Source organism: Streptomyces sp. NPDC015131, from assembly GCF_043079975.1.
Taxonomy (GTDB): Bacteria; Actinomycetota; Actinomycetes; order Streptomycetales; family Streptomycetaceae; genus Streptomyces.
On sequence record NZ_JBIBVB010000006.1, the window covers coordinates 404757 to 418321 of the forward strand.

Here is a 13565-nt window from a genome sequence, read left to right on the forward strand (position 1 = left end):
TAACGGACCGCCGCACGTGACCGTGCGGCCTCCCTCGCCGAGCAACCCCACCAGTCTAACCGAACGCGGAAGGCCGCCCCGACCAGTGGTCGAAGCGGCCTCCCGGGCGTCAGCGGATCAGCCCTGCTCCTCGAAGAGGCTCGTCACCGAACCGTCCTCGAACACCTCACGCACCGCGCGCGCGATCGTCGGCGCGATCGACAGCACCGTGATCTTGTCCAGCTCCAGCTCACCCGGCGTCGGCAGCGTGTTCGTCAGCACGAACTCGCTCACCTTCGAGTTCTTGAGGCGGTCCGCCGCCGGACCCGACAGGATGCCGTGCGTCGCCGTCACGATCACGTCCTCGGCACCGTGCGCGAACAGCGCCTCCGCCGCCGCGCAGATCGTGCCACCGGTGTCGATCATGTCGTCCACCAGGACACACACCCGGCCCTCGACCTCGCCCACGACCTCGTGGACCGTCACCTGGTTCGCCACGTCCTTGTCGCGCCGCTTGTGCACGATCGCCAGCGGCGCGTCCAGCCGGTCGCACCAGCGGTCCGCGACCCGCACCCGGCCCGCGTCCGGCGAGACCACCGTCAGCTTCGAACGGTCCACCTTGGCGCCCACGTAGTCCGCCAGCACCGGCAGCGCCGACAGGTGGTCCACCGGACCGTCGAAGAAGCCCTGGATCTGGTCCGTGTGCAGGTCCACCGTGAGGATGCGGTCCGCACCCGAGCACTTCAGCAGGTCCGCCACCAGACGGGCCGAGATCGGCTCACGGCCGCGGTGCTTCTTGTCCTGCCGGGCATAGCCGTAGGACGGGATGATCACGGTGATGCTCCGGGCCGAGGCCCGCTTCAGAGCATCGATCATGATCAGCTGCTCCATGATCCACTTATTGATCGGAGCCGTGTGGCTCTGCATCAGGAAGCAGTCCGCACCGCGCGCCGACTCCTGGAAGCGCACATAGATCTCACCATTGGCGAAATCGAACGCCTTCGTCGGCACCAGGCCCACGCCCAGCCGGTGCGCGACCTCCTCGGCCAGCTCGGGGTGGGCGCGGCCGGAGAAGAGCATCAACTTCTTCTCGCCGGTCGTCTTGATCCCGGTCACAGCACTGTCTCCTCAGACGTGTTCCCTGGCCGCGACCACTTCCGCGCGAACCAGCCGAATTTGTGTGCACGTATCACGGTACGCCCAGTCCGGCGCACCCGTTTTCGGTCAGCCCTCGTCAGAGCCCTGCCCGGACGCCGCCGCGGCCGCCTGCGCGGCGGCGCTGCCGGGCCGCTTCCGCGCCACCCAGCCCTCGATATTCCGCTGCTGGCCACGGGCGACGGCCAGCGACCCGGGCGGGACGTCCTTGGTGATCACCGAACCGGCGGCGGTGTACGCGCCGTCCCCGACCGTGACAGGAGCCACAAACATGTTGTCCGAGCCCGTCTTGCAGTGCGACCCGATCGTCGTGTGGTGCTTGCTCTCGCCGTCGTAGTTCACGAACACGCTCGCGGCGCCGATGTTCGAGTACTCGCCGATCGTCGCGTCACCCACGTACGACAGGTGCGGCACCTTCGTGCCCTCGCCGATCCGGGCGTTCTTCATCTCGACGTACGTCCCGGCCTTCGCCTTCTCGCCCAGCCGCGTCCCGGGACGCAGATAGGCGTACGGGCCGACCGACGCGCCCGCGCCGACCTCCGCGCCGTCCGCCACCGTGTTGTCCACCCGCGCACCCGGACCCACCCGGGTGTCCTTCAGCCGGCTGTTCGGGCCCACCTCGGCGTCCTCCGCCAGATGCGTCCCGCCCAGCAGCACCGTGTTCGGGTGCACCACCGCGTCCCGCTCGAACGTCACGCTCACGTCCACGAACACCGACGCCGGGTCGACCACCGTCACACCTGCCATCATCGCGGCCTCCAGCAGCCGCCCGTTCAGCAGCCGCCGGGCCTCCGCGAGCTGGACCCGGTTGTTGATCCCCAGGATCTCCCGGTGGTCCCCCGCCACCGACGCACCCACCCGGTGCCCGGCCTCGCGCAGGATCCCCAGCACGTCCGTGAGGTACTCCTCACCCTGGCTGTTGTCCGTCCGCACCTTCCCCAGCGCGTCCGCCAGCAGCCGCCCGTCGAACGCGAACACCCCGGAGTTGATCTCCCGGATCGCCCGCTGCGCGTCGGTCGCGTCCTTGTGCTCCACGATCGCCGTCACCGCGTCGGTCTCCGGGTCGCGGATGATCCGCCCGTACCCCGTCGAGTCCGGCACCTCGGCCGTCAGCACCGTCACCGCGTTGCCGTCCGCCGCGTGCGTCGCCGCCAGCGCGGTCAGCGTGGCGCCCGACAGCAGCGGGGTGTCGCCGCACACCACCACCACGGTCCCGTCCAGCGCCCCGGCGCCCAGCTCCTCCAGCGCCATCCGCACCGCGTGCCCGGTGCCGTTCTGCTCGTACTGCACCGCGGTGCGCGTACCGGCGTAGAACTCGTCGAGGTGCGCGGTCACCTGCTCACGGGCGTGCCCGACGACGACGCAGAGGTGTGCGGGGTCCAGCTCGCGCGCCGCCGAGACGACGTGTCCCACGAGCGACCGCCCGCAGATCTGATGCAGGACCTTGGGGGTCTTCGACTTCATGCGGGTGCCCTCACCCGCTGCGAGGACGACGACGGCTGCCGGGCGGTTGGCGCTCACGGGAATGCCCTTCGGCTTCGGGTGGTGGACACCCGCAGGATACCGGGGGGCCCACGAGCCCAGACGGGCGCGGGGGCCGGGGACGGCAACGGGCCCCGACCGCGCGGTCGGGGCCCGTGCTTCCGGACGGTGCTCCCGGGGGAGGACTCGAACCCCCATGATCAGAACCAAAATCTGACGTCTTGCCCTTAGACGACCCGGGATGGGCGTGCTGTCCGTCCCGTGATCCGGGCGTGGACGCAGCCCCTACTATGCCGTACCGCCCGCCCCCAATGCGACGGAGCGGATCGGCACTTCGCCCCGCCCGGAGGGCCGGGCCCGCCCGGTGCGCCCCGGGGCGAGCTGGCCGGAAAAGGGGATGCGGGCGCCCGTAGGCTGGGAGACATGACCACAACGGGGGCACACCAGGACGCCCCGGGCGCGAACGCCCGGGGCTGGTGGTGGTGGGAGCGGCGCCGCAGTGCGGTGCTGGACGTTTCGCTGGGGGCCGTGTCGGCGCTGGAGTGCGGGGCCGAGGGGGTCGGGTTCGCGCAGGACGCGGGCCTGCCGGTGCCCGTGGGGGTGCTGTTCGGGCTGGTCGCGGGCGCGGTGCTGGTGCTGCGGCGGCGGTGGCCGATCGCCGTGGTGCTGGTGTCGATCGCCATCACCCCGGCCGAGATGGGCTACTTGATGAGCTTCGTCGGGCTGTACACGCTGGCGGCGTCGGAGGTGCCGCGGCGGATCATCGCGGCGCTGGCGGGGATGTCCCTGGTCGCGGTGCTGATCGTGACGTTCGTACGGGTGCGGCAGGACATCGCGTCGGCGGACTTCGACCCCGGGCCCTGGTACGTGCCGCTGATGGCGGTGTTCATGTCGCTGGGGCTGAACGCCCCGCCGGTGCTGTTCGGGCTGTACATAGGGGCGCGGCGGCGGCTGATGGAGAGCCTGCGGGAGCGGGCGGACAGCCTGGAGCAGGAGCTGTCGCTGCTGGCGGACCGCGCGGAGCAGCGGGCGCAGATGGCGCGGACGGAGGAGCGGACGCGGATCGCGCGGGAGATGCACGACGTGGTGGCGCACCGGGTGAGTCTGATGGTGGTGCACGCGGCGGCGCTCCAGGCGGTGGCGGTGAAGGACCCGCAGAAGGCGGCGCGGAACGCGGCGCTGGTGGGGGACATGGGGCGGCAGGCGCTGACGGAGCTGCGGGAGATGCTCGGGGTGCTGCGGGCGGCGGACCCGGGCGCCGCTCCGGCGCGGGGTGCCGTGCCGCTGGAGGCGGTGGGGCGGGCGGCGGCGGCCGCGGCGTCCGGCGGGGGCGGTGCGGGGACGGCGGACGAGGGGCCGTGCCTGGACGCGGTGGAGGCGCTGGTGGAGGAGTCCCGGCAGGCCGGGATGGTGGTGGAGCTGCTGGTGTCGGGGGAGGCGCGGCCGTGCGGTCCGGCGGTGGAGCGGACGGCGTACCGGGTGGTGCAGGAGGGGCTGACGAACGTCCACAAGCATGCGCCGGGGGCCAAGGTCGTGGTGCGGCTGGCGCACCGGGACGGTGAGGTGGCGATGCAGGTGGAGAACGGTCCGTCGGACGGTACGGCGGCGGACGCGGGGCTGCCGAGCGGGGGCAACGGCCTGGTGGGGATGCGGGAGCGGGTGACGGCGCTGGGCGGGGTGTTCGTGTCGGGGCCGACGGACGCGGGCGGGTTCAAGGTGTCGGCGGTGCTGCCGGTCGCGTCCGCCTGAGCGGGTGCGCCCGCGCGGCCTCAGGGGGAGGTGAGGCGGGCGGGCTGGGCGCCGGTGATCAGGGCGGCGAGGGCGTGGTCGATGCCGGGGCCGAGGAACCAGTCGCCGGCGTGGTCGAGGCTGTACACGCGCCCTTCGGCGTCGATGGCGAGGACGGCCCTGTTACCGGCCTCCTCGCCGAGGGGCGCGAGGTGGGTGTCGAGGGCGCGCCCGAGGTCGGCGAGGCTGCGGGCGTGGTGGAGGCCGGCCAGCGGGTCGAGGTGGACGGGCGCGGGGGCGATCTGCCGGCCGGGGCCGGGCGGGGTGATGCGCAGGCCGCCGAACTCGGCCCAGGCCTCGACGGCGGCGGGGAAGACGCTGTGGCGGTGGCCGGCGGGGGAGACGTAGGCGCGCAGGGTGTCGGCCCAGTGTTCGGCCTGCTTGATGTCCCAGCGGCCGGGCTGCCAGCCCGCTTCCTTGAGGGTGGCGTCGACGTTGACGGGGAAGCGGGTGGTGTTGAGGTCGGGCATGTGCGTGCGGTCAGCCGTTCTGGGCGGTGGCGGGGTCGACGGGGCGTACGCCGAAGTGGGCGAGGAGCGCGGCGCAGGAGCGGCAGGGCGGGGCGTAGCTGCCGTGGAGGGGGTCGCCGTCCTCGCGGATGCGCCGTGCGGTGATCTTGGCGTTCTTCAGGGAGCGGCGTGCCTCGCCCTGGCTGAGGGGCTTGCGCCGCCCGCGTTTGGAGCGGCCGGCGTCGGCGGCGGTGAGGTGGCGGGAGAGGAGGATCGCCTCGGGGCAGCGGCCGGTGAAGCGCTCGCGCTGGCCGCTGGTGAGGGTGTCGAGGAAATCCTGTACGAGGGGGTGCAGCGCGGGCGGCCGGTTGCCGCGCCCGGCGGTGCAGGTGAGGGTTTCGCCGCGTACGGAGAGTGCTGCTCCGACGGTGGGGAGGATGCCGTCGCGGCGGTGGCGCAGGATCGGCGTGAGGTCGGGGCCGGTGCTGCTCCAGCTGAGGCGTGGGTCTCCGCCGGTGGCGGGCGTCGTGCCTGGTCGCGGTGGGTGCATGTTGTGTGTCGTCCCCTCTGCAATCCCCCGAGTTGCGTGGGACAGCCTGCCAAATGGGTGAGCTGATGGGGAAGCGGGGGCGCTGAAACGGGTGGTCGGTGTGTCGCGGGGTGGCCGCTGGGTCACCCGGGTGTGACGTGTGGTCACCGTGGCGGTGGGCGGGTTCCCCCTGTCGGCCCAGCGCTTAGGCTGTGCGGACCAGCCAGCAGCACAGGGGGCATCCGCCATGACGACAGGTCGGCTCGGGCAGCAGAGTGCCGCGCCACCGAACGCGGCCTACGCCGGGCAGGTCGTGCACTTTCCGGACCCGGTCCGTGCCGCCCGGCATCCCGGTGGGGTGCGGGTCGACGCGGAGGGCCGTCCGGTGTTCTCGCCGTACGCCCGGGCGGCGGCGGAGATCGCCGAGCCGCCCGAGGGTTTCGGGGTGGACGAGCTGCGGCTGACGGACTACGTGTCGGCGAACGCGGCGCTGGCGGCGGCCGGCCACGAGCTGTGGGACACCGTCCCGGCGGTGGCGACCCCGCACGGCTGGACCTGGCACCACGTGGCCGGTACGCGCCGGATGGAGCTGGTGCCGGTGGAGGTGAAGGCGCTGCTGCGGCACCACGGCGGGCTGGCGACGGCCGCGGTGGACCACGGCAAGCGCGGCACGCGGCCGTTGCAGGAGACCCGCCCGGCGCACTTCGGGCTGCCGAAGGGCGCGTTGTCGGTGTCGGAGGCGCAGCTGCTGGGCGTGGAGGAGGACCTGGGGTACCGGCTGCCGGGTGCGTACCGGTCGTTCCTGAAGGCGGCGGGCGGGTGCGCGCCGGTGGGCGTGGCGCTGGACCCGGAGCTGGGGCTGCTGGTGGACCAGCCGTTCTTCACGGTGCGGGACGAGGCGGCGGTCAACGACCTGCTGTACGTCAACAAGTGTCTGCGGGACCACCTGACGAAGGACTTCCTCGGGGTGGCGTTCGTGCAGGGCGGTCTGCTGGCGGTGAAGGTGCGGGGCGGCGGTGACGTGGGCTCGGTGTGGTTCTGCCCGTACGACGACGCGCGGGACCGGGACGGTCTGACGGTGGGGGAGCGGGTGGACTCGCTCCTGCTGCCGTGCGGCGCGGACTTCGACGCGTTCCTCCAGCGGCTGGCGGGCAGTCCGCCGGAGCTGGAGACGGTGGCGAACCTGATGGTGGACGGCGGCTTCGCGCGGGCCGTCCCGGTGGGGGAGTGAGCTTTCGATGGTGACGTTCGCGCAGGCGCAGGAGCGGGCGGAGGAGTGGGTCAACGGCGAGGTGCCGGCGTACCAGCACCGTGAGGTGCGGGTGCGGGAGTTCGACCTGGGGTTCGTGGTGTGGGCGGAGGACCGTCCGGAGGGCCCGACGTCGGACGGCGGCCGACAGCGGCTGGTGATCGCCCGGGACAGCGGTGAGGCGACGCTGTGGCCGGGGCTGCCGGTGGGTGAGGTGATCCGCCGGTACGAGGAGGAGTACGGGGCCCCCGCTGCGGCGCCGGCGGAGGCGCCCGCGGAGCGGCCGGAGCGGATCGATCTGAACCAGACGTCGTTCCTGCTGACCCCGCCGGAGTGGTTGCAGGACGCGGCGGACCGGATGGGCATTCCGGACCGGCGCGCGGAGGGCTCCTCGGGGTCCGCCGGCCCGGATGCGGTGGCGGAGGAGCCCGGTCCGGCCGTGGCGGACGCCGCCCCGGGGCCCGTCGACCGTGACGCCACCCCGGGCTCCGTCGACCGTGACGGCGACCGCGGCGGGGGCCGTGACGGCGACGACTGGCCGGCGCCGCCCGCCGACCATGAGCCCACGGCCCAGGACGGGGTGCCGGCCTCGGCGCCGTGGAGCGACGTGGCCGCAGCCGGCGACGGTGACGACGCCTCCGTACCGCTGCCCGCGACGGTCTTCGCGCCGCCGCTGTCCGGGGCGGACGACGACGACACCCCGCCGCCCTCGGTGGGGGCCGACGCGCCGACCGCCCTGATGTCGGGCGGCAGCCAGCTGCCGCGCACCGCCGTGGCGCCCGCGGTGGACCCGCAGGCTCCGCCGCCGCCCGCGCGGCCGGGCGCCGGGGCGCCGGGCGACATCGCGGACGCCGCCACCAGCAAGGCGGCCGTGCCGCCGCGGGGCGCGCGCGGCACCGGGCCCACGACCCCGCCGCCGCCCGGCGAGCCGGGTACGCCGGGGGCCCGCACGCCCGCGTCGGGCCCGGGCGCGCCGGGTGCGCCGGCCGGCGGGTACGTACCGACGCAGCTGGTGTCGCAGCTGCCGCCGGAGAGCGGGCAGCCGCCCGTGCCGCCCGGTGCGACGCCGCCGCCGGGTGACGGGGTGCACCACGCGGCCACGATGCTGGCGCACCCGGGTCCCGGTGGTCCGGGTACGCCGCCGCCTCCCGGTCCTCCCGGGGTGCCCGGCACCCACGGTGGCCCCGGTGCGCCGCCGCCTCCCGCGCCTCCGGCGCCGCCCGGTGCGACGCCGCCGCCGTCGGTTGGCGGGGTGCACCACGCGGCGACGATGCTGGCGCACCCGGGTCCCGGTGGTCCCGGTGGTCCGGGTACGCCGCCGCCTCCCGGTCCTCCCGGGGTGCCCGGCACGCACGGTGGGCCCGGGGCGCCGCCGCCTCCCGGCCCGCCCGGTGTGCCTGGTTCGCCCGGTTCCTCCGGGGGCGGGGTGCACCACGCCGCGACGATGCTGGCCCAGCCGGGCCCCGGTGGCCCCGGCATGCCGCCGCCGCCCGGTCCGGTGCCGCCGTCCCCGGCCCCGCCGGCGTACGGCTATCCGCAGCAGCCGCCCACCGGCATGCCGACGGTCGGCCCCGGCTACCAGGCCGTGCTGCGCTACCGCGCGCCGGACGGCTCGGAGGCGCAGCTCATCCGCCGTTCCGCGCCCGGTACGCCGCACCCTGAGTGGCAGATCCTGCACGAGCTGCGGGCGCTGAACGTGCCGCCGCAGCAGGTGCTGGAGCTGCACACCGAGCTGGAGTCCTGCGAGCTGCCGGGCGGTTACTGCGCCCGGATGATCCGGGAGACCTGGCCGCAGGCGCGGATCACGTCGATCGCCCCGTACGGGCGCGACCACGCGAGCCGCCAGCAGGGCATGGGCCAGCTGATCGCGCACCAGGGCGAGTTGCACCAGGTCGCGGACGGGCCGGCGCGTCCGGCGCCGCTGCGGGTGCCGCTGCCCCCGGTGCAGCCGGCGCCGCCGGTGCCGCCGGAGGGGATCGCGCAGGAGCTGCTGGGCGCCTTCGGGCCGCAGGGGATCTGCCGGTTCGACCAGCGGGCGGTGTCGCGGCAGGGCGTGCCGGAGCTGGTGGCGCGGACGCTGGTGTGGGCGGGGCTGCCCGCCGATTTCGGGCCGTTCTTCTGGGCGCAGCCGGCCCAGCCGGTGGTGCCGACGCTGGCCGAGCTGGCCGCGCAGCGGCAGGTGCAGCCGGCGTCCGACGCGGGCTCCTACCTGGTGGTCGGCTCGGACTTCGGGCGGGCGGTCTGCGTCCAGTACGGGACGGCGCACATCGTGGCCGTGCCGGTGGAGGCGGGTCCGGGCGGCCGTCCGGTCGCGCCGCAGTTCGTGAACAGCGGGCTGCCCGAGTTCACCCGCTGCCTGGCCCTGCTGGGCCGGATGTGGCGGCTGCGGTTCGGGCTGACGCCCGAGCAGGCGGGGCGCTGGACGGTCGACTTCCAGGCGCAGCTCGCGATGCTGGACCCGGCGGCGCTGTCGTCGCCGGAGAGCTGGTGGTCGGTGCTGCTGGAACAGATGTGGGACGGGCTGCTGTAGCGGCCGTTTCGCGCGCGTGGCGCATGGGCGCCCCTTTCCGGTGGTCCGGGTTGTTGCATCCTGGACCGGGGAAAGGGGCGTCTTTCATGAGCGGTTTCGCTGTGGTGTGGGGGCGGGGCTACCGGACCGAGCAGGTGGACCGGGTGGTCGCGCGGCTGGAGGCCGACCGGGAGGCCGCCGGCCGCCGGGCGGAGGAGCTGGCGGTACGGGCGGAGGAGTGCGCCCGGGAGGCGGCGCGGCTGCGGGAGTTCGTGGCCGAACTGCCGCCGCAGCGGTACGAGTCGCTGACGGCCCGGGCGCGGGAGATCCTGGCGCTCGCGGAGGAGGAGGCCGAGGCGCTGCGGGCGGACGCGCTGGAGGAGGGGCGGCGCCTCGCGGACGAGGCCGGCGCGTACGCCCGGTCGGTGCGGGACGCGGCACGCGCGGAGGCCCAGGCGGTACGGGAGCGGGCCGGGGCGCTGGCGGGGGAGACCCTGGCGGAGGCGCGGCGGGTGGCCGGCGAGACCGGGGCGGCGGCGCTGGCCGAGGCCGGGGAGCGGCGCGAGGAGGGGCTGGCCGCGCTGCGGGAGGCGCGGGAGCGCGCGGAGCGGCTGACGGCGGCGCAGGAGGCCCGGCACGCGGAGCGGCGGGAGGCCGTGGAGCGGGAGCTGACCGGGCGGGAGACCGAGGCGGCGGCGCGGCGGGACGCGGCGCTGGAGGCGGCCGGTGAGCGGCTCGCGGAGGCGGAGCGGGCGCGGGCGGCGGCGGCCGAGGAGGCACGGCACCGCCAGGAGGAGGCGGAGGCGCGGGCCGCGGAGCTGCTGGCGCGGGCGCGGCTGCGGGCGGAGCGGGTGGAGCGGGAGACGCAGCGGGTGCTGCGGGAGCACGAGACGGCGTGCGACGAGGTACGGGCGCACATGGCGCACGTCCGCAGCAGCCTGGCGGCGCTGACGGGGCGTACGGAGTAGGACGCGGCGTCCCGCGCGCGCCCGGGCCGGTCGGCGGGTCAGTCGGGGGCGGCGGCCTGGTCGTCCGTCAGGACCGGGAAGCGGCGCGGGGCGAGGGTGAGGAGCGCCACCAGCGCGAGGACCCCGGCCGCCGCGGCGCCCAGGTACACGTACTCGACGGCGGCGTCGACGGCGGTGGGGGTGAGGGCGGCGGGGTCGTCCAGGGCGCCCTCGGTGAGGCGGGTGGCGAGCACGGCGTTGGCGATCGCCCCGAACAGCGCCGCGCCGACGCTCTGGCCGACCTGGCGGCAGAAGAGGACGGACGCGGTGGTGGTGCCGCGTTCGGCCCAGGGGACGGTCGACTGGACCCCGACGATCAGCGGCAGCTGGAACAGCCCGAGGGCGGCGCCGAGCAGCAGCATCAGCAGGGCGGGCTGCCAGGGCTCGCCGGGGTACGGCAGGAGGGGGAAGGCCAGCAGGACGAGGACGGCGAGGGCCATGCCGGTGACGGCGGTGAGCCGGAAGCCGATGCGGGTGTAGAGGCGGTTGGAGAAGGCGGCGCTGATCGGCCAGGAGAGGGTCATCGCGGACAGCACGAACCCGGCGGCGATGGGCCCGAGGCCCAGCACGGACTGGGCGTAGGTCGGCAGGAACACCGTGGGGGCGACCATCAGCAGGCCGAGGGCGCCGAGCGCGAGGTTGACCGCCGCGATGGTGGGGCGACGCCAGACCCAGCCGGGGATGACGGGCTCGGCGGCGCGGCGCTCGACGGCGGCGGTGACGGCCGCCAGGGCCGCCGCGCCCGCGAAGAGGCCGAGGGAGGGCGGGGACAGCCAGGGCCAGGCGACGCCGCCCTGGACGAGCGCGGTCAGCAGCAGGGTGCCGGTGGCGAAGACGCCCAGCGCGCCGGGCCAGTCGACGCGGACCCGGGTGCGCTCGCGGGCGGGTTCGGTGAGGTGGCGGGCGATCAGCCAGAGGGCGACGGCGCCGATCGGCAGGTTGACCAGGAAGATCCAGCGCCAGTCGGCGTACCCGGCGAGGAGCCCGCCGAGCGCAGGCCCGGCGACGGACGACGTGGCCCACACCGAGGAGAGCCGCGCCTGTATCCGGGGGCGCTCCTTGAGCGGGTAGAGGTCGGCCGCGACGGTCTGGACGGTGCCCTGGAGCGCGCCGCCGCCGAGGCCCTGGACGATCCGGAAGGCGATCAGGGACGGCATGTTCCACGCGGTGGCGCACAGCACGGACCCGGCGAGGAAGAGGACCGTGCCCGCGATCAGGACGGGTTTGCGGCCGAAGGTGTCGGAGAGCTTGCCGTACACCGGGAGGGTGACCGTGACGGCGAGCAGGTAGCCGGAGAACAGCCAGGAGAACACCGAGAGCCCGCCGAGGTCGCCGACGATCTGCGGTACGGCGGTGGCGACGACGGTGCCGTCGAGCGCGGCCAGCGCCATCGCCAGCATCAGGGCCGCGACGACCGCTCCCCGCCGGGCGGGCGGTGCGGGGGTACGGGAGGAGCCCGGCCGCCGGGGCCCGGCGCCGTCCTCGGTGCGGTCGGCTCGGCCGGCGGTGCCGCTCACGTGTCCCCCCAGCGCCTCGGACCCGGATACCTGTAGGTGGCAGGCAGCATGGCACGCGGGCCGGGCGGCGTCACGGGGCGTACCGGCCCGTGGACGGCGCTCCCGTCGGTCCGGCGCCCGGACGCTCGGGCGCGGCGCCCGGTCCGGCGCCCGGACGATCAGGTCCGGCACCCGGGCCCGGTGCTCAGGTGCGGCGTTCCAGGAGGAGGAGGCCGCCCGCCTCGCCGGAGAGGCGGTAGCGGGCGTCCGGGTGGAGCCGCCGGACGTAGGAGTGGGCGTCGCGCACCCAGCCGGAGGTGTTGTCCAGGGCGATCCAGTCGGGCGTCACGCCCCGGGTGTCGCCCAGCCACAGCACCCGGCAGCGGCCGGTGAGGCGGCTGATGGGGCCGACGTTCGCCTCGACCGTCGCACCGTCCGGCACGCGCGCGAGGAGCTGCTCGGCGGCGACGGCCCGCGGGGGCTTGCGGTAGGTGGCGGACTCGGTGAGCGCCGACAGGGGCAGCGAGGGGGTCAGGGCGAGCGCGGCGGCGGCCACGCACGCGGGGAGCCGGTCGGCGTAGGCGCGCAGCCAGGGGCGGGGGCTGCGGCGGGAGCGGTCGGCGGCGTCGGCGAGGGCGAGGAACAGCACCGGCATCAGGACGGCGCTGTAGTGCCAGTCGGTGGACCAGTAGTGGTCGTCGCCGGACAGGAACCGCCAGCCGAGGGTGGGCGCCCCGGCCAGGAGCAGCGGGGAGCGCAGGGCGAGCAGCCCGGTGGTGGGCAGCAGCAGCCAGGCGAGGGTGCGCAGCTTGGTGTCGGCGCCCGCGAGGGGCGAGGGGCCGTCGCCGACCTTGGTCCAGTAGTCGTAGCCGCCCCCGGTGTTGAACGCCGGGATGACGGCGGTGAGGGTCAGCAGGGTGGCCGCCGCCCCGAGCACGGCGGCGCCGAGGGCGTACAGGGCGGCACGGGGCGCCTCGCGGCGGGCGCGCCAGGCCACCACGAGCGCGATCGCGGCGACGGTGACGCCCAGGTCCTCCTTGACCAGGACGAGGGGCGCCGCCCACAGCAGTGCGGCGCGCCACCGCCGGCGCAGGAGCGCTTCGAGGGAGAGGGCGATCAGGGGAACGGCGAAGCAGATCTCGTGGAAGTCGAAGTCGACGGCCTGCTGGATGCCCCAGGACAGCCCGTGGGCGGCGCCGACGGCGAGCCCGGAGGCGCGGCCCAGCAGGCGCCCGGCGGCGCGGGTGACGGGGATCGTGGCGAGCGCGAACAGCGCGGCCTGGGCGACCAGCAGCGTGACGGGCGTCGGGAAGAGCCGGTAGGCGGGCGCGAGGAGGGCGGTGACGGGGCTGAAGTGGTCGCCCAGGATGTGGGTGCCCGGCCCCTTGAGGTCGGCGACCGGCGCCTGGAGGTGGGCGTAGCCCCGTACGGCCTGCTCGAAGATGCCCAGGTCCCAGGAGCGGGTCTCCATCCGGTGGTACCGCAGCACGGAGAGCGTCGTGTACGCGGCGAAGAGCGCGAGTGCGAGGAGGTGGGGCGCGCGGTTCCACCACGTCCGCGTCCGGTCGCCCGGCGCGGACGGGCGCCGCGCGCCGGGTATTCGGGCCGGTTCGGCGCCGCCGCCGGCGGGCGGGGCGAGGACGGCTCCACGCATGGCTCGGGGCTCCTGGGGTCGGGTGCGGGGCGGGGGTCCGGGCCGCCCCTGGCGTACACGCGGGGGCGGAGGGTCCCGGTTGACACTGTGCCGCACGAATTTTCGGACATGGGGTCCGGGAGGGCCCGGCACGAGGTCCGGGAGGGCCCGCAGCGGGTGCCGGGGACGGCCCCGGGACGGGAGCCCGGGAGGCCGGGACGGGAGCCCGGGAGGCCGGGGCGCCTGGGAGCCCGGGAGGCCGGGGCGCCGCGGGTGTGGCGCGTGGGCG

Annotated in this window: 10 protein-coding genes and 1 tRNA gene; 4 read left to right on the plus strand and 7 right to left on the minus strand. The window is 75.6% G+C overall.

The annotated features are described in order from the left end of the window. Positions 1-117: 117 nt before the first annotated feature. From ACF08D_RS25115 to ACF08D_RS25125, 3 genes are all read right to left on the minus strand, one after another. The gene (locus ACF08D_RS25115; RefSeq protein WP_064073246.1) at positions 118-1095 is read right to left on the minus strand and encodes a ribose-phosphate diphosphokinase; all 978 of its coding nucleotides are present in this window, start codon (positions 1093-1095) and stop codon (positions 118-120) included. Positions 1096-1203: 108 nt separating this feature from the next. After that, the gene (gene glmU, locus ACF08D_RS25120) at positions 1204-2655 is read right to left on the minus strand and encodes a bifunctional UDP-N-acetylglucosamine diphosphorylase/glucosamine-1-phosphate N-acetyltransferase GlmU (protein WP_392225399.1); all 1452 of its coding nucleotides are present in this window, start codon (positions 2653-2655) and stop codon (positions 1204-1206) included. Between the two features lie 132 nt (positions 2656-2787). Then, positions 2788-2858 (minus strand) — tRNA-Gln (locus ACF08D_RS25125). 181 nt (positions 2859-3039) lie between these two features. Here ACF08D_RS25125 and ACF08D_RS25130 point away from each other — a divergent pair. Further along, a complete protein-coding gene (locus ACF08D_RS25130) occupies positions 3040-4365 on the plus strand; it encodes a sensor histidine kinase (RefSeq protein WP_392225401.1) in 1326 nt (441 codons plus the stop codon). A 20-nt stretch (positions 4366-4385) separates the two neighbouring features. Here the strand turns inward: ACF08D_RS25130 and ACF08D_RS25135 are convergent, their stop codons facing one another. Both ACF08D_RS25135 and ACF08D_RS25140 read right to left on the minus strand, forming a co-directional pair. Next, positions 4386-4874 (minus strand): SUKH-3 domain-containing protein, encoded by a 489-nt coding sequence (locus ACF08D_RS25135; protein WP_392225403.1) that lies wholly within the window; start codon positions 4872-4874, stop codon positions 4386-4388. Between the two features lie 10 nt (positions 4875-4884). Continuing rightward, entirely contained in the window at positions 4885-5403 is a 519-nt protein-coding gene (locus ACF08D_RS25140) for a YwqJ-related putative deaminase (RefSeq protein WP_392225405.1), read from the minus strand. Between the two features lie 226 nt (positions 5404-5629). Between ACF08D_RS25140 and ACF08D_RS25145 the strand changes: the two genes are divergently transcribed. The 3 genes from ACF08D_RS25145 to ACF08D_RS25155 all read left to right on the plus strand — a co-directional run bounded on the left by ACF08D_RS25145 (position 5630) and on the right by ACF08D_RS25155 (position 10108). Then, complete coding sequence (locus ACF08D_RS25145; RefSeq protein WP_392225407.1) at positions 5630-6613, plus strand: SMI1/KNR4 family protein; 984 nt, start codon at positions 5630-5632, stop codon at positions 6611-6613. A gap of 7 nt (positions 6614-6620) precedes the next feature. After that, on the plus strand, positions 6621-9161 hold the full coding sequence (locus ACF08D_RS25150) for an SUKH-4 family immunity protein (protein ID WP_392225409.1): 2541 nt from the start codon (positions 6621-6623) through the stop codon (positions 9159-9161). Positions 9162-9247: 86 nt separating this feature from the next. Then, positions 9248-10108, plus strand: a complete 861-nt coding sequence (locus ACF08D_RS25155) for a cellulose-binding protein (RefSeq protein ID WP_392225411.1) — start codon at positions 9248-9250, stop codon at positions 10106-10108. A 38-nt stretch (positions 10109-10146) separates the two neighbouring features. Here ACF08D_RS25155 and ACF08D_RS25160 read toward each other — a convergent pair whose 3' ends face one another. Both ACF08D_RS25160 and ACF08D_RS25165 read right to left on the minus strand, forming a co-directional pair. Beyond that, positions 10147-11664, minus strand: coding sequence for an MFS transporter (locus tag ACF08D_RS25160; protein WP_392225413.1), 1518 nt, complete (start codon positions 11662-11664; stop codon positions 10147-10149). 184 nt (positions 11665-11848) lie between these two features. Beyond that, a complete protein-coding gene (locus tag ACF08D_RS25165; RefSeq protein ID WP_392225415.1) occupies positions 11849-13297 on the minus strand; it encodes a DUF2079 domain-containing protein in 1449 nt (482 codons plus the stop codon). Positions 13298-13565: the final 268 nt, after the last annotated feature.

Bases quoted from the DNA above. Each gene is read 5' to 3' on its own strand.
- ACF08D_RS25130 (WP_392225401.1), top strand. From the start codon at position 3,040: ATGACCACAACGGGGGCACACCAGGACGCCCCGGGCGCGAACGCCCGG.
- ACF08D_RS25135 (WP_392225403.1), bottom strand. From the start codon at position 4,874: ATGCCCGACCTCAACACCACCCGCTTCCCCGTCAACGTCGACGCCACC.
- ACF08D_RS25140 (WP_392225405.1), bottom strand. From the start codon at position 5,403: ATGCACCCACCGCGACCAGGCACGACGCCCGCCACCGGCGGAGACCCA.
- ACF08D_RS25145 (WP_392225407.1), top strand. From the start codon at position 5,630: ATGACGACAGGTCGGCTCGGGCAGCAGAGTGCCGCGCCACCGAACGCG.
- ACF08D_RS25150 (WP_392225409.1), top strand. From the start codon at position 6,621: ATGGTGACGTTCGCGCAGGCGCAGGAGCGGGCGGAGGAGTGGGTCAAC.
- ACF08D_RS25155 (WP_392225411.1), top strand. From the start codon at position 9,248: ATGAGCGGTTTCGCTGTGGTGTGGGGGCGGGGCTACCGGACCGAGCAG.
- ACF08D_RS25165 (WP_392225415.1), bottom strand. From the start codon at position 13,297: ATGCGTGGAGCCGTCCTCGCCCCGCCCGCCGGCGGCGGCGCCGAACCG.